Source organism: Candidatus Limimorpha sp. (assembly GCF_056203535.1).
On record NZ_JBADWU010000048.1, the window covers coordinates 54,765 to 75,763 of the forward strand.

16 protein-coding genes are annotated in these 20,999 nt (G+C 45.2%); 15 read left to right on the plus strand and 1 reads right to left on the minus strand.

Features of this window, described 5'->3' with window-relative positions; all coding sequences use genetic code 11:
• Nucleotides 1–57 precede the first annotated feature (57 nt).
• From AC06MN_RS05565 to AC06MN_RS05575, 3 genes are all read left to right on the plus strand, one after another.
• The gene (locus AC06MN_RS05565; RefSeq protein ID WP_475671362.1) at nucleotides 58–1,098 is read left to right on the plus strand and encodes a glycosyltransferase family 2 protein; all 1,041 of its coding nucleotides are present in this window, start codon (nucleotides 58–60) and stop codon (nucleotides 1,096–1,098) included.
• A gap of 268 nt (nucleotides 1,099–1,366) precedes the next feature.
• A complete protein-coding gene (locus tag AC06MN_RS05570; protein WP_475671363.1) occupies nucleotides 1,367–3,823 on the plus strand; it encodes an OmpA family protein in 2,457 nt (818 codons plus the stop codon).
• Nucleotides 3,823–4,986 carry an AIR synthase related protein gene (locus AC06MN_RS05575; protein ID WP_475671364.1) on the plus strand — a complete coding sequence of 388 codons (1,164 nt, stop codon included), beginning with the start codon at nucleotides 3,823–3,825 and terminating at the stop codon, nucleotides 4,984–4,986. Before AC06MN_RS05570 ends, AC06MN_RS05575 begins: the two co-directional genes overlap by 1 nt.
• A 4-nt stretch (nucleotides 4,987–4,990) precedes the next feature.
• Here AC06MN_RS05575 and AC06MN_RS05580 read toward each other — a convergent pair whose 3' ends face one another.
• The gene (locus AC06MN_RS05580; protein WP_475671365.1) at nucleotides 4,991–5,608 is read right to left on the minus strand and encodes a hypothetical protein; all 618 of its coding nucleotides are present in this window, start codon (nucleotides 5,606–5,608) and stop codon (nucleotides 4,991–4,993) included.
• A 279-nt stretch (nucleotides 5,609–5,887) separates the two neighbouring features.
• Between AC06MN_RS05580 and AC06MN_RS05585 the strand changes: the two genes are divergently transcribed.
• From AC06MN_RS05585 to AC06MN_RS05640, 12 genes are all read left to right on the plus strand, one after another.
• Complete coding sequence (locus AC06MN_RS05585) at nucleotides 5,888–6,226, plus strand: hypothetical protein (RefSeq protein WP_475671366.1); 339 nt, start codon at nucleotides 5,888–5,890, stop codon at nucleotides 6,224–6,226.
• Nucleotides 6,227–6,329: 103 nt separating this feature from the next.
• On the plus strand, nucleotides 6,330–7,760 hold the full coding sequence (locus tag AC06MN_RS05590) for a hypothetical protein (RefSeq protein ID WP_475671367.1): 1,431 nt from the start codon (nucleotides 6,330–6,332) through the stop codon (nucleotides 7,758–7,760).
• 9 nt (nucleotides 7,761–7,769) lie between these two features.
• Nucleotides 7,770–8,939, plus strand: coding sequence for a peptide chain release factor 1 (gene prfA, locus AC06MN_RS05595; RefSeq protein WP_475671368.1), 1,170 nt, complete (start codon nucleotides 7,770–7,772; stop codon nucleotides 8,937–8,939).
• A 9-nt stretch (nucleotides 8,940–8,948) separates the two neighbouring features.
• Nucleotides 8,949–9,776 carry an orotidine-5'-phosphate decarboxylase gene (pyrF, locus tag AC06MN_RS05600; RefSeq protein WP_475671369.1) on the plus strand — a complete coding sequence of 276 codons (828 nt, stop codon included), beginning with the start codon at nucleotides 8,949–8,951 and terminating at the stop codon, nucleotides 9,774–9,776.
• 109 nt (nucleotides 9,777–9,885) lie between these two features.
• Nucleotides 9,886–10,998: a carcinine hydrolase/isopenicillin-N N-acyltransferase family protein gene (locus tag AC06MN_RS05605; protein WP_475671370.1), complete on the plus strand. Its 1,113-nt coding sequence runs from the start codon at nucleotides 9,886–9,888 to the stop codon at nucleotides 10,996–10,998.
• 194 nt (nucleotides 10,999–11,192) lie between these two features.
• Nucleotides 11,193–14,288 (plus strand): glycosyltransferase family 117 protein, encoded by a 3,096-nt coding sequence (locus tag AC06MN_RS05610; protein WP_475671371.1) that lies wholly within the window; start codon nucleotides 11,193–11,195, stop codon nucleotides 14,286–14,288.
• A 116-nt stretch (nucleotides 14,289–14,404) separates the two neighbouring features.
• A complete protein-coding gene (locus tag AC06MN_RS05615) occupies nucleotides 14,405–15,817 on the plus strand; it encodes an MBL fold metallo-hydrolase RNA specificity domain-containing protein (RefSeq protein ID WP_475671372.1) in 1,413 nt (470 codons plus the stop codon).
• An 8-nt stretch (nucleotides 15,818–15,825) separates the two neighbouring features.
• A complete protein-coding gene (locus AC06MN_RS05620) occupies nucleotides 15,826–16,872 on the plus strand; it encodes a DNA-methyltransferase (protein ID WP_475671373.1) in 1,047 nt (348 codons plus the stop codon).
• Nucleotides 16,873–16,940: 68 nt separating this feature from the next.
• Complete coding sequence (locus AC06MN_RS05625; RefSeq protein ID WP_475671374.1) at nucleotides 16,941–17,732, plus strand: NotI family restriction endonuclease; 792 nt, start codon at nucleotides 16,941–16,943, stop codon at nucleotides 17,730–17,732.
• 24 nt (nucleotides 17,733–17,756) lie between these two features.
• The gene (gene hisS / locus AC06MN_RS05630; protein ID WP_475671375.1) at nucleotides 17,757–19,112 is read left to right on the plus strand and encodes a histidine--tRNA ligase; all 1,356 of its coding nucleotides are present in this window, start codon (nucleotides 17,757–17,759) and stop codon (nucleotides 19,110–19,112) included.
• 6 nt (nucleotides 19,113–19,118) lie between these two features.
• Nucleotides 19,119–19,892, plus strand: a complete 774-nt coding sequence (locus AC06MN_RS05635; protein ID WP_475671376.1) for a type II restriction endonuclease — start codon at nucleotides 19,119–19,121, stop codon at nucleotides 19,890–19,892.
• Nucleotides 19,893–19,894: 2 nt separating this feature from the next.
• Entirely contained in the window at nucleotides 19,895–20,956 is a 1,062-nt protein-coding gene (locus tag AC06MN_RS05640; RefSeq protein ID WP_475671377.1) for a DNA adenine methylase, read from the plus strand.
• Nucleotides 20,957–20,999 lie beyond the last annotated feature (43 nt).

Genomic DNA, 20,999 nt, shown 5'->3' on the forward strand with positions numbered 1-20,999 from the left:
GGACGGTTCAGATTCAAGTCAAATAGTCTAAACGTCAAATAGTCAAAAAAGTCCAAGATGTTAAAATGTGCGGTTGTCATATTGAATTATAACGGGAGACGGTTTTTAGAGCAGTTTCTGCCCAATGTGTTGGAAAACACCAATCGGGAACTGGCGGAAATCGTTGTGGCCGACAATGCTTCGACCGATGATTCCGTTGCATTTATGCAATCGCATTATCCCGACATCCGTTTGATTGAAAATGAGAGCAATGGCGGTTTCGCGACGGGTTACAACCTGGCTTTGCGACAGATTGAAGCTGAGTATTTCGTTTTGCTCAATTCCGACATAGAAGTTACTCCGCATTGGATTGAGCCAATCATCGAGATGATGGATTCGGACGAAAGCATTGCCGCCTGTCAGCCGAAAATTCTTTCTTATCACGACAAGACCAAATTTGAATATGCCGGTTCGTGCGGCGGTTTCATTGATAAATATGGCTATCCGTTCTGCCGTGGACGCATATTCCAGAATTTGGAAACAGATGAAAGTCAATACGATACACCAATGGAAGTGTTTTGGGCGACAGGAGCTTGCATGTTTGTCCGTGCCGAATTGTTTTTGAAACATGGTGGTCTCGATGATTCGTTTTTCGCACACATGGAGGAAATCGATTTCTGCTGGCGCATGAAAAATTTAGGTTATAGGATTTTCTGCTGTCCGCAGTCGAAAGTCTATCATATTGGCGGAGGCACCTTGCCGAAAAACTCGCCACGAAAGACGTATCTGAATTTCAGGAACAATCTTTCGTTGTTAGTTAAAAATCTGCCTGACAACAAGATACGCCATGTCATCGTCTACCGCATTTTCCTCGATTGGATAGCGGCGTTCAAGTTTTTGATTGAAGGTGGCTTTGGCGACTTCAAGGCGGTTTTTCAAGCGCATGTCGATTTTTACAAACGTTTAGACGCATTGCGTGAAAAACGCCGTCAGTTGCTACAGCACCAAGTGAGTTGCATTTATCAGCGCAACATCGTTTTTGACGGCATGTTGTTCGGAAAAAGAAAATTCAGCGATTTGAAGCCTGAACGTTTTTCGATTGACGATGACAGACAGTGAAATACAAATTACAATGATTTGCAAATCATCACAAAACTTTCCTAAGCTTTATTGAAAGGAATGAGTTTCTGCTTTCAATTCTAAAAAGCTCTCAAAAATACTGTACTCACGCAAAATCTCAACATTTCATGTAAAATCCATTCATCACAGAATATTCAATGATTGAGTCAAAATGTTTTTCGTTTAGAAAATTGTTGTATTTTTGTCGTTTGTTGTGGCCTGCAATAAAAGCAGACCAACTGCGTTATCAATCAGAGATTTTACAACTATGAAGAAATACACATTCATCCTTTTGTCGCTGCTGTTCGTCTTTCTGAACGCCGACCTATACGCCCAAAGAAGGAATCCGGCCAAGAACGCCGACTTAGCCTTTGGCAGAAAACAATACACCGAAGCCGTCGACCGCTACAAAAAAGCATACCGCAAGACACGGCGCAAAAAAGACGAACGCAACCGCATCACTTTCCAAATCGCTGAATGTTACCGATTTATAGGCTTAACAAAACGCGCCGAACCTTATTACAAGCGCGTCTTGAAGACCGATTACGTCAACTCGCATCCTGAAGTTTATCTGTATGCTGCTGACACTTACAAAATCAACGGCAAATACAAGGAAGCCATCGAAAACTACGAGCTTTATGCACAGAAAGTGCCTGACGACCCACGCGGACGGTTAGGAGTCGAATCGACGATGCTCATTCAGGAATGGATTGACAATCCGTCGAAATACGAGCTGACAGAACTCAAAAAAGTAAATTCGACGAAAGATTCCGATTTTGCCGCATGTTGGACGAGCTCGAACTACAATGAAATCATTTTCACCTCCTCCCGCGATGCTTCGACTGGCAAAGAAAAGGATGGCATCACCGGACAGGAATTTACTGACCTTTTTACTTCCAAACAAGACCGTCAAGGCAAATGGAGCACGCCAGTGCTTGCCGATGAAAGCGAAAGCGTCAACACCGAAGCCAGCGAAGGTTCGCCATTCATGAATTCAAAGTACACCAAACTGTATTTCACACGTTGTCAGAATGGTGCGCACCGCAAGAACGGCTGCCAGATTATGGTGGCTTCGAAAAGCGGTGGCGCTTTCTCAAACGCTCAGCCGGTGCAAATCACCAGCGTCGACACCTTGGATATTGTAGGCCACCCTACCCTTTCCGACGATGAACTCATCATGTATTTCGCCGCCGAACGCAAAGGCGGTTTTGGAGGAAAAGACATTTGGATTTCGACCAGAGAAAACACCAACGAACCTTTCGGAAGGCCATTCAACTTAGGCGAAAAAGTGAACACGGCAGGCGATGAAATGTATCCTTTCCTGCGCTACGACACCACGCTGTATTTCGCTTCAAACGGCCACGGCGGCATGGGCGGCCTCGACATTTTCGTCACCTCGATGGACACCGCCGGCAACTGGGGCGAACCGCGCAACTTGAAATCGCCTATCAACTCGACGGGCGACGATTTCGCCATCATGTTCCACCCAAGGGATGAAAGAGGCTTCATTTCATCGAACCGTGGTAACACACGCGGCATCGATAACATCTACTATTTTGAAGAACCTCCAATTTTATTTACTTTCTCAGGCACGGTTAAGGATGCCAAGACCAAACAGTTTGTCAGCAACGCTTCCGTGCGTATGATTGGTTCTGATGGCTCAAACAACATGACACGCACCAACGACAAGGGTTATTTCAATTTCAGCGAAAGCCAGATGAACAAAAACACGACCTACGACATCACGATTGATAAAGACAACTACTTCACTTTCAGCGCACAGGAAACCACCGTTGGCGTTGAATTCAGCAAGGATTTTGAAAAGGAATACGCCATCGAGCCTATTCCACAGGAACCTATCATGTTGCCCGACATTCTTTACGATTTGGGCAAATGGGATCTCAAGCCACAGTTTGAAGACTCGTTGCAAGGTTTGATTGAGACCCTGCAAATCAACCCGACCATCACCATTGAGTTGGCTTCACACACCGATGCCCGCGACACCGAAGAACGCAACGACATCCTTTCGCAAAAGCGTGCCCAAAGCGTTGTCGACTACCTGATTATCAGAGGCATCGACCCATTGCGTCTGACCGCAAAAGGCTATGGCGAAAGAGTTCCAAGAACCTTGATGAACGATGTAACCACAAAAGGCTACACCTTCAAAGCCGGCACAGTTTTGACTGAAGAATTCATCAACAAACTGCCAAGCACCGAAATCAAGGAAGCTGCTCACCAAATGAACCGTCGTACGGAATTCAGGATTCTGAGCAAAGACTTCGTGCCACGCACAACAATCAATGAAAACCAGACGGTTAACATTGCCATCAACCCTGAGGAAGACAACAGCGAGATGTTCAATGTCAGCCAAAAGGGTTATATTACCTTCTTCGCCAATGTCGATGGCTACAATGAGCCATTCACCTACAGCGAAAACGCCGACTTCTGCATTTCGGAAGCGCGTGCCTTGAAACTGTTGAACGACGGACGCATTACCGCCGATAACTTCCAAGGCGAAGTCGATAAGCTACTCAGCACCGGAAGCATTGCCGATGGCGCCATCATCGTCATCCGTGAAGTCAGAATTGCCGGCCGTTCACTCTACAATGTAGAAGTGAAAGTGGTAAAGAGAATGATTGAAGAATGGGTCATCGGTCAGAAGACGATGAAACAGTTAGGCAACTTCCAGTTTGATACCAAGACAAAGAAACTCATCATTAAATAATGGATAATCAGAGATATAGTTTAAGAGGCGTTTCCGCCGAAAAGGAAGACATTCATAATGCCATCAAGAACCTTGACAAAGGTTTATACCCCAATGCATTCTGCAAAATCATTCCCGACATTCTGGGAAACGACCCCGCGTATTGCAATATCATGCATGCCGATGGTGCCGGAACAAAGTCATCGTTGGCCTATCTTTATTGGAAAGAAACCGGCGACATGTCGGTATGGGAAGGCGTGGCGCAAGATGCCGTCGTGATGAACACCGACGACTTGATTTGCGTTGGCGCAACCGACAAAATGCTGCTTTCCTCGACCATTGGCCGAAACAAGAACCTCATTCCAGGCGAAATCATTTCGGCCCTAATCAATGGAACGGAACACTTCCTTGAAAAGCTGCGCAATTTGGGCATTGGCATCTACCTCACCGGCGGCGAGACTGCCGATGTGGGCGATTTGGTGCGCACCGTCATTGTCGACAGCACCGTCACCACACGCATCAAGCGCGACGAAGTCATCGAAAACAACATTCAGCCAGGCGATTGCATCGTGGCATTTTCCTCATCGGGACAAGCCACCTACGAAGACCACTACAACGGCGGCATGGGCAGCAACGGCCTGACTTCAGCCCGCCACGATGTGCTGAACCACTATCTGGCCGACAAATACGAAGAAAGTTTCGACCATTCCATTCCGGAAGATTTGATTTATTCAGGTCCGCACAAACTCACCGACCCGACTGAGATCGAAGGCGTCGATGTCGGCAAGATGATTCTCTCTCCTACCCGCACCTACGCCCCATTGATGATACCGATTCTGAAAGAATTCCGCAAACAGATTCACGGCATCATCCATTGCAGCGGCGGTGCCCAGACCAAAGTCCTGCATTTCGTCGACAAGCTGCACATCGTGAAAGACAACATGATGGAACTACCGCCATTGTTCCGCATGATTCAGGAAGCATCGGGCACCGACTGGCATGAGATGTACAAGGTCTTCAACATGGGACACCGTTTGGAAATCTACACCAACGAAAAGGCCGCCAATGAGATGATTGCCATCGCCAAGGAGTTCAACATTGACAGTCAGATTATTGGCCATGTGGAGGCATCGGATGTGAAGCGGCTGACGATTCGGAGTGAACGTGGAATGTTTGAGTATTAAGCATTTACATAGCCTGCAAAATCTCATCCAAAGTCCTTTTTTCGGACTTATAGCCTAATTTTTCCTTCAGCTTTTGTTTCCGCTTGAAAATGGCACTCTCGGAAACACAATAGATTTCGGCCAGTTCAAAAGTTGACAATCCAGATTTCACCAAACAGCAGAACTGGAAATCCTTGTCGGGCAACTCCTTTGTGTATAGCCATTTGGAAAAAGAGGAAAATAAATCCGCAATGGCATCGCATAAATCCCTAATTTCCTGCTCTTTTACTACTGCAAAAGAAGAGTTTTTGTTTACATTGAAATAGCCTTTACTAACAAATAGTTTATAAGCCTCAGACTGACGTAGCAAATCATTTCTAAAAGCTGTCTCCTGGGCATTTTCCTTAGACGAATTCTTCCCATTGGCTCTTCTTCTAAAAAACAATAATGCTGTCAACAAAAGAGCTACAAGCAAACCAACAAGGCATATTTCCCAATGCAGTGACATTGGATTGTCTTGTTTGGCTGAATCAAGGACAATGTGGTAAGATTTCACTCCTGTATTACTATCAATTACAATTGACATGTTCTCTACGGGAGTCTGCAAATGCAATTTAGTTGGCTTCTGAATCGTATCTATCATAATATCTTTTTCTGCAAAAATAGTCGTTTTTCATCAATTGTTTCCCAATCATCACTCTATTTTCCATTTCAGCTCATATTATTTCCAACTTTCTTACATAATTAAAAGTATAACATGCTGATTTGTATTAAACTACACAAATTAATTCCAGTTGTTTTTCCATAAGTTTTCCATGATATATCCAATAAAAAGACGCTCATTTTTTCCATTTTTGCAAAACAAAACGCGGAAGTCGAAAAGCGAACGAGTAGGCAAAACTAAATGTAACAAATAACAAAAATGTTTAATTTCAAAAAAAGCCTTTTGGCACTTTCACTGACAATGTTGCTAACTGTGAGCGGATTTGCTCATCAAGACAGTAAAAGCGAAGCAACACCACAAAAACAAAACAATGAAACAAAGACGCTGAACATAGAAGTGTCTGGTACCTTTGCAGGAGCAACTTTCACACAAAACTACATCACTATTAGATGCAGAGGTAATGAGGGATGTTGTTTCACCGTGTATAATGACGAACTGGAAATATATGAGAGAGGCAGCAGTAGCTCATATCAAGTATCCAGCGTCTTGTACACCACCATTCAAGGCGATGAAACCACTTATATAATTAGTCGCTAATCAACAGAAAAAGGTGTAGTTAAAGGTAATTTCGTAACATTACACGCATTACCTTTTTCTACACCCCTTCCTTAAATCTAAAAAAATGTAAATCCATGTATTTATGAAAAGATATCAATTAACTACTATCATTTGCATTCTTTGCATTATTATGTATTCATGTAACTCTTTTGGGCAAGAAATTTTCGTCACCGCCAACAGCAACCTCTGTCCCAATTGCTACAATCAGTATCGGATGCTTGACAGCATCGATGAAGCAATTCCTATACACCTTGTCTTCCAGAAAACCAACGTGAAAGAAGCCAGAAAGTTTGCTGATAAGTTCTTCAAAATAAAGCGAAGTTTTGATATCATTTGCAACGATTCCGTATTCGCAAACTTTTCACACAACATTTTTCCTTGGATTTACTACAACAAAGACAGAAGGCTTCTTTTAGATGCGGAACTCGGCCGAAGTGATAAATGGATACCTATCGTCAAAAGTCTATCGAAAAGAAAAAGCATCGGGCAAGAAATCGCACAATTGTCGGAAAATATGGCATTGTCCAATGACAGCAGATGTGTTTCATTAAAAGAGAACTTTATCTTTTTAGATTTCTCTTATCATGAGCTGCACCTTTTTGGTTCAAATTTCCAATTGTTGAAAACACAGGATTTTTCTAACTCAAATATTCCAGCAGTTTACCATAGTATTTTCAAGGATGAGACAACATGGCAAAGGGTAGCACAATACGCCAATGAAATTGCGCCTTATATCCCCGACTTTGGAAAAATCAAAATTGACAATGGTTGCCTCTTTCACGACACGCTTTTCTTGCTCGTCAATGTAAACTACATCGAAACCTATTTCAACGAGAGAATCCAAGATTCCGTTGTCAGAGCGATGAATGAAAGTGCCATCATCAGTTTGGATGAACAGCTTAACATTCAGACAATCTATCCTTTGCGCTTTCGCGATTCACTACGATTCGACGATTTTATAGCCAATGCATACGCATACTGCGTCTTTCAAATCAATAGTTGGGATGATATTATTCTGAGTATTTCACAAAAGGAAGAAAGCGAAAAGCATATCCTTTGCAGAATGGAGAAATCGAACGGAGAAATCAGGTTCAAATCACTAGTTGACAACGCTTTCATCCCTGAATTCAACGAAAAACACCAACTTGGAACAAAACTATGTTTGATTAAAGCTGACGGTCAAAACGCCTATTTCAATGCCGCACCCATCATCACCAACTACGAAAACGGCCGTATCCTCGAACTGCCTTTCAACAACGACAATGCCCATTTCGACCTGAAACATGGCATTGCTGAAGCAGATTATATCCTTGCGGACGCATTGCAAACAGCTACTGGTGACTATTTATTGTTGTATTATCTCGAATCAAAGAACAAAGTAAGCCTCGTGGATACGACAGGATCAATCGTATGGACACTTCATCTTCCTGACAATTGGTCAAAGGCATATTTGGTTGACGAGAAGCATCTGTTTTTCATTGATGACGACAACCATCTCTTCAATGCATTTTAATCATATTTCATGCGTCGGTTTCAGTGTTGGGCATCGAATTATTTTGTACCTTTGCCCAACAATTCTGAAACCGTGGACATCACCGAAAAACTCGAGACAATAAAGCACCGCTGGGAGGAAATGGGCGAACAACTCGCCGACCCTGCCATTGCGGGCGACATGAAGCGTTTCGTCAAGCTCAACAAGGATTATAAGGATTTGGAGCCTATCGTTACCGCTTTCAAGGAATACAAGTTGCTGAAAGCAAACATTGAGGAAGCACGCGAAATCCTCGCCACCGAAAAAGACGAAGAAATGCGCAAGATGGCCGTCGATGAAATCGAGGCGGCACAATCGCGCATTGATGTCCTTGAACAAGACATCCGCGTGATGATGATTCCTAAAGACCCGCAAGACAGCAAGAACGCCATCATGGAAATCCGTGCCGGAACCGGCGGCGACGAGGCTTGCCTCTTTGCCGGCGACCTTTTCAGGATGTACGCCAAATATTGCGAGGCCAAAGGCTGGAAAATTGAAATCACTTCCGTCAGCGAAGGTGCCAGCGGCGGCTACAAGGAAATCGACTTCAACGTGACGGGCAACGGCGTTTACGGCATCTTGAAATTTGAATCGGGCGTTCACCGCGTGCAGCGCGTACCGAAGACCGAGACCCAAGGCCGCATCCACACCTCAGCGGCATCGGTAGCGGTTTTGCCTGAAGCCGAGGAATTTGACGTGGAAATCAACGAAGGCGAAATCAAATGGGACACCTTCCGTTCGAGTGGAGCCGGCGGTCAGAACGTGAATAAGGTCGAATCGGGCGTGCGTCTGCGCTACGTATGGAAAAACCCGAACACAGGCGAATCGGAGGAAATCCTGATAGAATGTACCGAGACCCGCGACCAACCCAAGAACAAGGAAAGAGCCTTGTCGCGTTTGCGCACCCGCATCTACGACATGGAATACCAGAAATATATCAACGACATTTCGGCAAAGCGCAAGACCATGGTCTCAACCGGCGACCGTTCGGCCAAAATTCGCACCTACAACTATCCGCAAGGGCGCGTCACCGACCACCGCGTGGAAGGCCTCACCGTCTACAACCTCTCCGCAGTAATGGACGGCGATCTCAACGAAATCATCGAGAGGCTGCAAATGGCTGAAAATGCAGAACGACTGAAGGAAAACATAGAATCATAATACAATACCATGAATAAATCACAACTTTTAGAACAAATCAAGCAGAAGCAATCGTTTTTGTGCGTCGGCTTGGACACTGATGTCAACAAGATTCCGCAGGAACTGCTGGCAATGGAAGACCCAGTCTTTGAATTCAACAAGCAGATTATCAACAAGACGGCACAATATGCCGTTGCTTACAAGCCCAACACGGCTTTCTACGAAGTGTACGGCACGAAAGGCTGGATGAGCCTGGAACGCACCATTCAGTACATTCACAACAATTTTCCTGAAATTTTCGTCATCGCTGACGCAAAACGCGGCGACATTGGCAACACATCGGCCAACTATGCCAAGGCATTCTTCAACACGCTGAAAGCCGATGCCCTCACCGTCGCACCTTACATGGGCAAGGATTCCGTCGCGCCTTTCCTCAACTTTGAAGACAAGTGGATCATCCTTCTGGCTCTGACTTCCAATGCCGGCTCAAAGGATTTCCAATATCTCAGCGTTGGTGACAAGATGCTGCACCAGCAGGTTCTGCAAACCGCAACCACTTGGGCCGACTCCGAAAAGATGATGTTTGTGGTTGGCGCAACACACCCTGAAGAATTAGGCGAAATCCGCAAAATGTTACCCGATTATTTCTTCTTAGTGCCAGGCGTTGGCGCACAAGGCGGCGACCTTCAAGCCGTTGCCAAAAACGGACTGAACAATGAATGTGGCCTGCTCGTCAACTCATCAAGAGGCATCATTTACGCTTCCAATGGCAGCGATTTCGCCATCCGCGCCAGCGAAAAGGCCAAGGAATTGCAGGAACAGATGGCTGTCTTGCTGAAAGAGAAAGAAATCATCTGAACTTTTTCGACCTATTGTGCCATTGACTTGAAAAAAATCTGAAATTGAAACACCAATAACAACAGACAAAATTATCAACAAAAAAGTATAACCTTAAATGTTACAAACTATGAAAAAGTTATTTTTTTCATTGATGGCTATTGCCGTTATCACATTCACAGGATGCCACAAAGAGAAAACTGATTTCGAAAAACTCACGAAAGTATCGGAAATGCTCTATGAAGTGACTTACGACTCATACAGCAGCAATCCAGTTGGCACATACAACGAAATTTCAGGAGACATGGCTTGTTCCTGCGTGCGCAACGGTAATTATCATGGTCGTAATTTCGACTATTTCATGAACCAGACTTCGACCATCGTAGTGCATACAACCGCCAAAAACGGGCGTTACGCCACCATCGGCGTCGGACGCCTTGCCAAAGTCAACGATGCCATGATTGATGCCGGTCTGTCTGACAGGCAGCTTGAAATCTTGCCTTGGGCCGTACTTGATGGCATGAATGAAAAAGGACTTGTTGTTAGCAACAACGTAGTGTCAAAAGTAGACTGGGGAGAAACTCCTCACACTGGAACAAACCCAGGCGCCCCTGAGTTGAATATCATGCACACAACACGTGCTTTGCTCGACAATTGCGCAACAGTAAATGAGGCTCTGACTTATTTGAATGAACACAGCATCACTCCATTTGAATCAGAGTATATGAATTTACATATCATGATTTCTGACCCGACCGAAACATACGTCGTTGAAATCATCAACAATGAAATTGTTGCGAGACCTCAAAACATCATGACAAACTACCATGTATTCCTTGATGACATTCCAGAATACGCCATAGGTGTGGAACGCTACAACATCCTCAACGAACATTACGCCGAAAGCGGTGAAAGTATGGAAAGCATGTGGGAGCTTATGAAGCGTGTGAGTTATACAAATAGTTACAATGCCGAAAACAAATGGTATTCTGATCATGCGTTAACTTATGGTATTTTCTATTCGGAAATACCACAATATCAGAATTTTCTGGATAGCATTTCACTTTCGGAACAAAATGCTTGGGCAGAAGAAAAGGCCTATATTAAACAAAACGGCTTCCGTGAAGATACGGAATGGTGGGACACAACGCACAATACCATTTACGACATAGCAAACAAGAAGGTTTGGGTCACACTCCACGAGGGATTACTTGATAGCACAATTCACAAGTTCAGCCTGTAAATTCATCTTTTTATTAAGGTAATTCACCAATTTGAAAATCCGTCTTGCGAAAGTGAGGCGGATTTTATGTGCGGTTTGTCCACGGCCAGACATAATATTTTCCCCCACCTTTGAAAAACCTAAGCCAAAAAACAATATTTTTGCAATTTTATAGTAATCAATTTGTAGCAAACAATTACAAATAAAATAAAGCAATGACTTTTAAAAGGTTAAACAACATTACAGGCTGGCTGGCAGGTTTGATTGCCACAGTCGTGTATTTTCTCACGCTCGAACCAACGGTGAGCTGGTGGGATTGCGGCGAGTACATCTCGACCGCCTACAAACTGCAAGTGGGTCACCCTCCTGGGGCACCTCTTTTCCAAATGTTAGGCCGTTTCTTCTCGCTCTTTGCGGGCGGCGATGTCACTAAAGTGGCCATGATGATCAACGGCATGTCGGCCATTTGCGGTGGCCTGACCATTGCATTTTTGTTCTGGACCATCACCATGCTGGCCCGAAAAATCTGGATGAAAGAAGGCGAAGATGCGCCTTGGGTGAATAAGATTGGCGTGCTGCTGGCTGGTTTCGTCGGCGCCGTCGCCTATTGCTTCAGCGAATCGCAGTGGTTCAATGCCGTGGAAGGCGAAGTGTATTCCATGTCATCGTTCTTCACCGCCGTCACTTTCTGGGCCATCCTGAAATGGGAGGAATCCTCCGACGACCCGAAGAGCCTCCGCTGGATTATCTTCATCGCCTTCATGATTGGCTTATCCATTGGCGTTCACCTGCTTAACCTCTTGTGTATCCCTGCCATCGTTTATGTGGTTTACTTCAAGAAAGCCAAGAAAAAGATCACCTTCTGGCGTTTCATTGGCGTGGGCCTCATCTCGGTGGTGCTGCTTTGGCTGATCAACAACTTCATCGTGCCTCAGACCGTCAACCTGGCTGGCAAGATGGAACTGTTCTTCGTCAACACGCTTGGAGCACCTTTCAATCTGGGCACCATCATTTATTTTGCTCTCATCATCGGACTCATCGTCTGGGGCCTGATTTACACCACCAAGCGTCAGAAAGTGGTCTGGAACACCGCCATCCTTTGCCTCATGTTCATTTTGATTGGCTACTCATCGTTCTTCATGCTGGTCATCCGCGCCAACACGAACACGCCTATCAACGAAAACGAGCCGAAGGAATCGCTGTCGCTGCTGGCTTACCTCAACCGTGAACAATACGGCAGCTGGCCCTTGCTTTACGGCGCTTATTACAACGCTCCTGTTTCCGATGCCAAAGATGCATCTCCAATCTATGTCAAGGATAAAGAAGCGCACAAATATGTCATCACCGACGACCGCAAGCACTCTGTGCCGGATTATCCCGACGAGATGAAGACCATTTTCCCACGTATGTGGAGCACGCAAAACGAGCGTCATATAGATACGTATGAAAACTATCGCAAAGACCGCCGTGGCAATATCATCGGTAATCCTGTAAGAGTGAAAAAATACGATGGCTCAACCGAAACCGTCCTAAAGCCGACCATGGGACAAAACCTGAAGTTCTTCTTCAACTATCAGTGCAACTGGATGTATTGGAGGTACTTCATGTGGAATTTCGTTGGCCGTCAGAACGACATCGAAAGCCAAGGCGAACTGACCCACGGCAACTGGTTGAGCGGCATCAGCTTCATCGACAACGCCCGCCTCGGCGACCAGAGCGACATGCCTGAAAGTTTGCAGAATCCAGGCAGAACCACCTATTTCTTCCTGCCTCTGATTCTCGGTCTCATCGGTCTGATTTGGCTGCTCAAGCGCGATTTGAAGCAAAGCTGGATTATCTTCCTCGTCTTTGTCATGACAGGCATCGCCATCGTCATCTACCTGAACCAAGTGCCTTGCCAGCCTCGTGAAAGAGACTACTCATACGCAGGTTCGTTCTATGCCTTCTGCATCTGGATTGGCATGGGCGTGATTGCCCTCATCGACCTCATCGACCGCGCCACCAAGAGCAAGAAAATGGTGACGACCGTGGCCGTCGGCTTGGTTTGTTTCCTCGCCGTGCCATGCGTCATGGGTTCGCAAGGCTGGGAAGAACACAACCGTTCCGGCAAGACTTCGGCCTTAGACTGGGCGAGGAATTACCTTGCACAGTTGCCTCCGAATGCCGTCATTTTCACCCGTGGCGACAACGACACCTTCCCGCTTTGGTATGTCCAGGAAGTGGAAGGCTACCGCACCGATGTCCGCGTGTGCAATTACATGCTTTCACAAGGCTATTGGTATGTCCATCAGATGGGCAGAAAGGTTTACGAATCGGAACGAATGCCGTTGACATTGAGTCCTAAGGAATATGAAAACGGTGTCAACGAAAGTCTGCCTATCATTGAGGAAGATTTCTTCAACGGCAAGCGTGTCGAATTGCAACAAGTCATCGATTTCATCCGGAATCCTAAGGCTGTGAAGCATTATCAGGGCGGTGGTTCGACACACTATGTGCCTTGCCGTCAACTGAAACTGACCGTCGACAAGGAAGCCTGCATCCGCAATGGCATCGTCCCTGAGAACATGCAGGACAAGATTGTTGACGAAATCAGCTGGGACTTGAAATGTGGCAGTTACATCTACAAGAACGCCATCATGCTGCTCGACTTCATCGCCACCAACAACTGGGAACGCCCGATTTACTTCACCAGCTTCAGCGACATGAGCAAGGTGCTTGGCATCGACAAGTATTTGCACATGGAAGGTCTCTCCTACCGCTTCATCCCTGTTGTAGCCGAAGACTACCACAAGGGCTTCGGCGGCGTTTACCGCGAAGGTGCCTACGACCTTCTGGTCAACAAGGCAAGATGGGGCAGCATGAACCAGGATGGTGTGGTGCCTGACCGCGAGAGCGTCCGCAACGCCACCTTTGCACGTCAGAGCTACATTCGTCTGGCACAAAGCTTAGTCAATCATGCGGAATACGATTCAGCCGTCGTCGTGATGGACAAATACCAGGAATTCTTCCCGAACGAGAAATTCCCATTCGATGTCATGCTGTATCAGTTCCCTGAAATGTACTACGTTTGTGGTGCCGATGAAAAGGGTGATGCTTTCATGGAAAAGATGGTCAAGAATTACTCCGACAAACTGGTATTCTACGGCAAGATGAAGCCTAAATTCCAGGAATACTACGATGATGAAATCGGTGAAAGCCTCGAGGTGCTGAGAGAACTTTCGGAGAGCGCCGAGCGTTTCGACCGCACCGAGATGAAAGACCTCATCATAACGAAGACCAATGAATGCATTCAGCATTACTACAACTATTAAGGCTTTGAGCCGACACTGAAAAAACGCCATCACGATTTGTGGTGGCGTTTTTTATGATTATTGCAGACCATTCAAGAATTTTTACTATTTTTGGAGGTTTAAAACTAAGTTCTACCATGAGAATCAAATTCATTGGTGCAGCGCAGGAAGTGACCGGCAGCAAGCACCTGATTATCACCGACCACGGGAAGAAAATACTGCTCGACTGCGGCATGTTCCAAGGCAAAGGCCTTGAAACCGATGCATCGAACCGCAACACGATGGTCGAGCCTAAGGAAATAGATTACATCATTCTCACCCACGCCCATATTGACCACTGCGGTCTGATACCCTATTATTACAAACAAGGTTTCCGCGGACAAGTGGTCTGCACCGACGCCACCCGCGACCTTTGCAGCATCATGTTGCCCGACAGCGGTTTCATTCAGGAAAACGATATGGTATGGTTCAACAAGAAGCGCCGCAAGGAAGGTCTTCCTGCCCTGCAACCTATCTACACCGAGAAAGATGCCCGTGCATGCATGGAGCTGTTCCTCAGCACATCCTACAACCGTTGGGTGTTCCTCGACAATAACATTAAGGTGAAATTCAACAACACAGGACACCTGTTAGGCAGCGGCTGCGCCATCATCGAAATCGACGAAGGCGGTGACATGACGCGCATCGGCTACACGGGCGACATCGGCCGCGAATACAACTACCTGCTGCGTTCGCCCGAAGCCTTCCCGCATTGCGACTACATCATCACCGAAGCCACCTACGGCAACCGTCTTCACGCTGACCGCACCAATGCCGAAGAACAACTGCTTAAAATCATCTACGACACCTGCATCGAAAAGCGCGGCAAACTCATCATTCCTTCATTTGCCGTCAGCCGCACGCAGGAAATCGTTTATTTGCTGAACAATTTCTACAACGATGGCAAACTGCCGGAAAAGATTCCAGTATTTGTCGACAGCCCGCTGGCCGTCAATGCTACCGAAATCTTCCGCATGCACTTGGATTTGTTCAACGAAAACGTCCGTGATGTCATCAAATACGACCCCGACCCGTTTGGCTTCAACAGCCTGACTTTCGTCAGGGATGTCAACCAATCGAAGGCACTCAACGCACGCAAGGAGCCTTGCATCATCATTTCCGCATCGGGCATGATGGAAGCCGGCCGCGTGAAGCATCACATCGCCAACAGCATCGCCCGCCCGAACAACTCCATTCTGGCCATCGGCTATTGCGCTCCTACAACTTTGGGTGCCAAACTGTTGGCAGAACCAAAACCTGATGTGGTTTCGATTTTCGGCAACGAATATAGCGTTTTGGCCGACATCTACTCCATCGATGCTTTCAGCGGTCACGGCGATTATTCCGAAATGATCAACTACCTGAAATGCCAAGACCCAAAGAAAGTCAAGAAGGTATTCCTCGTCCACGGCGAGCCTGACGCCCTGAAATTCTACAAACGCCAGCTGCGCAAGGAAGGCTTTGAAAACATCGTCATTCCAGAACCTGGCGAGACTTTTGAACTAAAATAAACGCTTACATGGATTCCATTTTCAAGACAGATAATTGTGAGTTGATTCATGGAGATTGCCTTTCTGTAATGAAAGAGATGCCCTCAGAATCCGTTAATTGTATCATCACGTCACCACCATATTGGGGCATGCGTGTTTATGACAATAACGAAAACATCAATGAAGTAGGAAACGAACCTGATTTCAACCAATACATTGAAAAACTAACCGTTATTTTTCAAGAAGCCCAAAGGGTTCTTTGTAATGATGGCTCTCTTTGGCTAAATTTAGGAGACAAATACGATGACAAAGCCCTTTTAGGTCTTCCCTGGAGGGTTGCCATATCATTGATGGATAACGGATGGATTTTAAGAAATGATGTGATCTGGAACCAGCTTAAAGGCACACAAAGTTGCAAAGACCGTCTTAGGGACTCTTACGAACATGTTTTCCATTTCGTCAAATCCAAGAAATATTATTATAATTCCGAAGAAATCAGGATTTTACCAACACACAAGCCTAAAACCATCAACGGAAACACCATTTCGGCAACTGGTGTAAGCGGTGTAAAATACAGGAAACTCATTGCAGAAAGCACCGTTTTGACAGAAGAAGAAAAAGAAAATGCCACAAGATGCCTTGATGAGACTTTAGAACAAGTCAGAAAGGGAGAACTGAACGATTTCCGAATGACAATCAGAGGTGCACAAAGAGCATGGCATAGCGATAACACAAAAATCAGCGGAAGAGCTAAAGAACTGGAACGGAATGGTTTCTATATCATGAAAATCGGTGCAAACGGTCATCTTCCATCTGACATTTGGGACATTGTCCCCGAGGACACATGGAGAAAAGACAGTCACTGCGCCGTCTTTCCGGAAGAACTTTTAAGGATTCCAATACTTTCCACCTGTCCAATACAAGGGATTGTCCTTGATCCTTTTTGCGGGACAGGGAGTACCGCATCAGCCGCACTCAAATTAGGAAGACGAGCTATCGGAATTGACCTTAGCGAAGAATACATCAATTTATCCATTCAAAGAGTCAAAGATTTAACAAGCATGCTTTTACTATGAATAACAGGGAATTAAAGAAAACTCCAATTGAAATATTCTGCCACGATTGCAGTTGCGCCAGCGATGAAATGAAACTTGCAATAAGGCAACAATATTGCAAATACATCAAAAGCACATGCTGTAAACCAAGAAAAAGCGAACCAAGTGTCAAAGTCGGCATTTGCACTTTAGGAGCCAGAGTCGCAAGAGGAAAAAACGTCAAGCCCATCATCATTTGCCCCCAACGATTCAAAGAAGATAGCATGTTTGAAACCATTCGTGAAAAGTACCTTTCCGAATGGAAAAACGTCAAATGGATTCCAGAAGTAAGCATAGGTGTTGGAGGAAGTGTCGATTACGTTGCTGTTGAAGTTGACGCTAAAGACAAAATAAAGGATTTCCTTTGTGTAGAAATTCAGGCTGCTGGAACAACGGGAACGCCCTATCCTGCTGTAAAGGAATTTATTAGCAACGGACAATTCAAATGTAATTCTTATAAATACGGCATCAATTGGGCAAATGAATTTTCAAAGACCATGATGCAACAAGCTTATAAGAAAGGGAAAATCATTGAAAGCTGGAAACGGAAAATCGTGTTTGTCCTTCAAGATGTTGCCATGGAATACCTAAATAATGCCGCAGATTGTTCAAAAGTCACAACATCAAATTCTCTTTTCCCGATTGATTTTTGCACTTTTAAATTAGAATGGAACCAAACCAAGTGGAATTTGACTTTTGACACAATTAGAAGTACAACAACTGACGGAATCAAAACTATTTTAGGCGGTGCTTCCGTAAATGAATATCCAACCGAAACTGAATTTATTGAAAACATTATCAAAAAAGGAATTGCCGATGGAATTCTAAAATCCAATCATTAACTATCTTTGCAAAAAATTATCACTATGGCACAAAAACCATCCATACCAAAAGGCACCCGCGACTTCCTGCCTGAAGTCATGGTGCGCCGCAATTATATTTTCGACACCATCAAAGGCGTGTTCAAGCGTTTTGGCTTTCAGCCGATTGAAACGCCATCGATGGAAAACCTCAGCACGCTGCTCGGCAAATACGGAGACGAAGGCGACAAGCTTTTGTTCCGCGTGCTGAACTCTGGCGATTTCATGTCGGGCGTCGAGCAAAACGGCGAACCGCTCGAATCGCTGAAACTGGCTGGCAAAATCTCGGAAAAAGGTCTGCGTTACGACCTCACCGTGCCTTTTGCCCGCTTCGTGACCATGTACCGCGATCAAATCGCCTTCCCGTTCAAGCGCTATCAGATTCAGCCCGTTTGGCGTGCCGACCGTCCGCAGAAAGGCCGTTACCGCGAATTCTGCCAATGCGACGTAGACATCATCGGCAGCAACTCCATCCTCAACGAAGCCGAACTGGTGCAGATTGTCAACGAGGTTTTCACAAATCTGAAAATCAATGTTATTCTTAAGATAAACAACCGCAAGATTTTGGCTGGCATTGCCGAATACATCGGAAAATCGGATGCTCTGGTCGACATTACGGTTGCCATCGACAAGTTGGACAAAATCGGCATTGATGCCGTCAACACCGAACTTGCCGAAAAGGGGCTGGAACCCGAAGCCATCGAAAAGCTTCAGCCTATCCTCTTCATGAAAGGCGATGTGCGCGAGAAGATCGCTCAGCTGAAGCCGCTGCTCGACAACGAAGTCGGACAGAAAGGCATTGAGGAACTGGAGACCCTGTTCGATTACATCGACAACATGGAACTCGACATCGACACCGAGCTTGACCTCACTTTGGCCCGCGGCTTGAATTACTACACAGGCGCCATCTTCGAGGTGAAAGCCAAGGATTTCCCGATGGGCAGCATCTCAGGCGGTGGCCGCTACGACAACCTGACCGGCATTTTCGGTCTGCCGAACGTTTCGGGCGTGGGCATCAGTTTCGGTGCCGACCGCATCTACGACGTGCTCGATGGCCTCAACCTCTTCCCCGAGACCATGTCGGAAAGCACCAAGGCCATTTTCCTGAATTTCGGGCCGAACGAAGAGAAATACTGTCTGAAATACTTGAATCAAGTGCGCAAGCACGGCATCAACGCAGAGATTTATCCCGATGCCGCCAAGATTCAAAAACAGATGAAATACGCCGACCAACGCAATATCCCGATTGTCATCATTGCCGGCGAGCAGGAAGTCGCCGAACAGAAATTCACCGTGAAGTGGATGAAAGAAGGCCGTCAGGAAAGCGTGGAAGCAAACAAATTAGTTGAAACAATTATTTAAACCATTATGACAAAAGACGAATTTCTTCAACTCCTTCAGCAGGAAGCCGCCTCCTTGCAGGAGACGGTCTCAACTGCCAATGGCGATTGGATTGTCAAGGGTTTCATTGACGTTTCAAGAAACATTTACACAATTTCGGCTGACACGAAAGTGATTTCCAAAATCATGGAGTTGTTGATATTTCCAAGAATCAACGAGTTTGCATCACGGAACGGACTTGAATGGCAGCCCTGTAGTGAGCAGAATTTCTATCCCGACATTACATTTGTTGATAACGAAGGCAATAAATTTGCCGTTGACGTAAAATCAACTTATCGCAAAGATGCCGAACATGTCAACGGGATGACATTGGGTGCATTTACAGGTTATTTCAGGAATAGGAACAGCACCAAAAACATCATGTTCCCTTACACTGAATATGCCGGTCATTTTGTCTTGGGACTGATTTATTCGAGATGCGATGGAATAAACGAAGGCGAAATTCATCAATTGGATGATTTGCAAAACATTCAATCCGTGGCTAAAAACTTCGTTTTCTTTGCTCAGGAAAAATATAAGATTGCCATTGACAGGCCCGGCAGCGGCAACACCAAAAACATTGGTGGCGTTACAAAAATAGAAGACTTAATCAACGGAAACGGACTATTCTCAACATTGAGTGAAAGCGTTTTCGATGATTATTGGATGTACTATTTGACAAGCGACATGGCAAACGCAGCCCAATTGCCAGCACCTTATTACAAAAACATCGAAGAATATAGGACTTTCAAAGGCATCTGATCATGTTTGAGCAACTGAATCTTTTCGACATAGAAATCACCCCAATGTTTCCCTCAACACGATATCAGGGAAGCAAGTTGAAATATGTCGACTGGATTTGGGAATGTGTGAAAGACCTGCCTTTCAATTCTGTTTTGGATGCTTTTGGAGGCACCGGATGCATTGCCTATAAAATGAAAAAAGAAGGGAAATGTGTCACATACAATGACATACTTTCATTCAACTCTATGATTGGGCGGGCACTCGTTGAAAATGACACGGTAAAAGTTTCAGATGATGTAGTGCTGTATGTGCTGACTCGTCATTCCGACATTCAATATCCATCATTCATAGCAGACACGTTCTCAGATATTTACTATACAAATGAAGAAAACAATTGGCTTGATTTTGTCGTGACAAACATCAGGTCTATTCAGGACAAATACCAACAGGCAATCTTGTATTTCGCTTTGTTCCAAGCCTGCATCATCAAGCGTCCATACAATCTTTTCCACCGCAAAAATCTGTATATCAGATTACAAGAAGTTGAAAGAAGTTTTGGAAACAAAGCAACTTGGGACACCCCTTTTGAAGAACATTTCAAGACTTTCGTAAAGGAAGCCAATAATGCGGTATTCTCCAACGGGAAGCACAATCAGTCCATAAACCAAGATGCTTGCACAATATCCAATCACTTTGATTTCGTGTATGTTGACACACCCTATATCTCATCAAATGGCATTGGCGTAAACTACGCTGATTTCTATCACTTTTTAGAAGGTTTGATGGATTATGAACATTGGAGCGAAAAAATTGATTATTCAAGCAAACACCGACGCTTGAAAGCCGTTCCATCAGAATGGACCAATCCGAAAACCATCACGACGGCATTTGAAAAACTTATTCACAACTTCAAAGACAGCATTTTAGCTATTTCTTATCGTTCAGATGGGATTCCAAGTGTTGAGACCATCATTGACATACTGGAAAATGAAGGCAAAAATGTTAAAGTCTATGAAAGCCAAAAAATGAAATATGTCTTAAGCAACAAAACATCCTCAGAAATACTTATTACAGCAACATGACTTTGAACAGACAAGTTCCATTTATCATTAGAAACAACAAATT

Excerpts from the sequence above, each read along its gene's own strand:
- AC06MN_RS05620 (WP_475671373.1), top strand. The coding sequence starts at position 15,826 with ATGGATTCCATTTTCAAGACAGATAATTGTGAGTTGATTCATGGAGAT.
- AC06MN_RS05575 (WP_475671364.1), top strand. The coding sequence starts at position 3,823 with ATGGATAATCAGAGATATAGTTTAAGAGGCGTTTCCGCCGAAAAGGAA.
- prfA (WP_475671368.1), top strand. The coding sequence starts at position 7,770 with ATGCGTCGGTTTCAGTGTTGGGCATCGAATTATTTTGTACCTTTGCCC.
- AC06MN_RS05580 (WP_475671365.1), bottom strand. The coding sequence starts at position 5,608 with ATGATAGATACGATTCAGAAGCCAACTAAATTGCATTTGCAGACTCCC.
- pyrF (WP_475671369.1), top strand. The coding sequence starts at position 8,949 with ATGAATAAATCACAACTTTTAGAACAAATCAAGCAGAAGCAATCGTTT.
- AC06MN_RS05640 (WP_475671377.1), top strand. The coding sequence starts at position 19,895 with ATGTTTGAGCAACTGAATCTTTTCGACATAGAAATCACCCCAATGTTT.
- AC06MN_RS05610 (WP_475671371.1), top strand. The coding sequence starts at position 11,193 with ATGACTTTTAAAAGGTTAAACAACATTACAGGCTGGCTGGCAGGTTTG.
- AC06MN_RS05615 (WP_475671372.1), top strand. The coding sequence starts at position 14,405 with ATGAGAATCAAATTCATTGGTGCAGCGCAGGAAGTGACCGGCAGCAAG.
- AC06MN_RS05605 (WP_475671370.1), top strand. The coding sequence starts at position 9,886 with ATGAAAAAGTTATTTTTTTCATTGATGGCTATTGCCGTTATCACATTC.
- AC06MN_RS05570 (WP_475671363.1), top strand. The coding sequence starts at position 1,367 with ATGAAGAAATACACATTCATCCTTTTGTCGCTGCTGTTCGTCTTTCTG.
- AC06MN_RS05635 (WP_475671376.1), top strand. The coding sequence starts at position 19,119 with ATGACAAAAGACGAATTTCTTCAACTCCTTCAGCAGGAAGCCGCCTCC.
- AC06MN_RS05590 (WP_475671367.1), top strand. The coding sequence starts at position 6,330 with ATGAAAAGATATCAATTAACTACTATCATTTGCATTCTTTGCATTATT.
- hisS (WP_475671375.1), top strand. The coding sequence starts at position 17,757 with ATGGCACAAAAACCATCCATACCAAAAGGCACCCGCGACTTCCTGCCT.
- AC06MN_RS05565 (WP_475671362.1), top strand. The coding sequence starts at position 58 with ATGTTAAAATGTGCGGTTGTCATATTGAATTATAACGGGAGACGGTTT.
- AC06MN_RS05585 (WP_475671366.1), top strand. The coding sequence starts at position 5,888 with ATGTTTAATTTCAAAAAAAGCCTTTTGGCACTTTCACTGACAATGTTG.
- AC06MN_RS05625 (WP_475671374.1), top strand. The coding sequence starts at position 16,941 with ATGAAACTTGCAATAAGGCAACAATATTGCAAATACATCAAAAGCACA.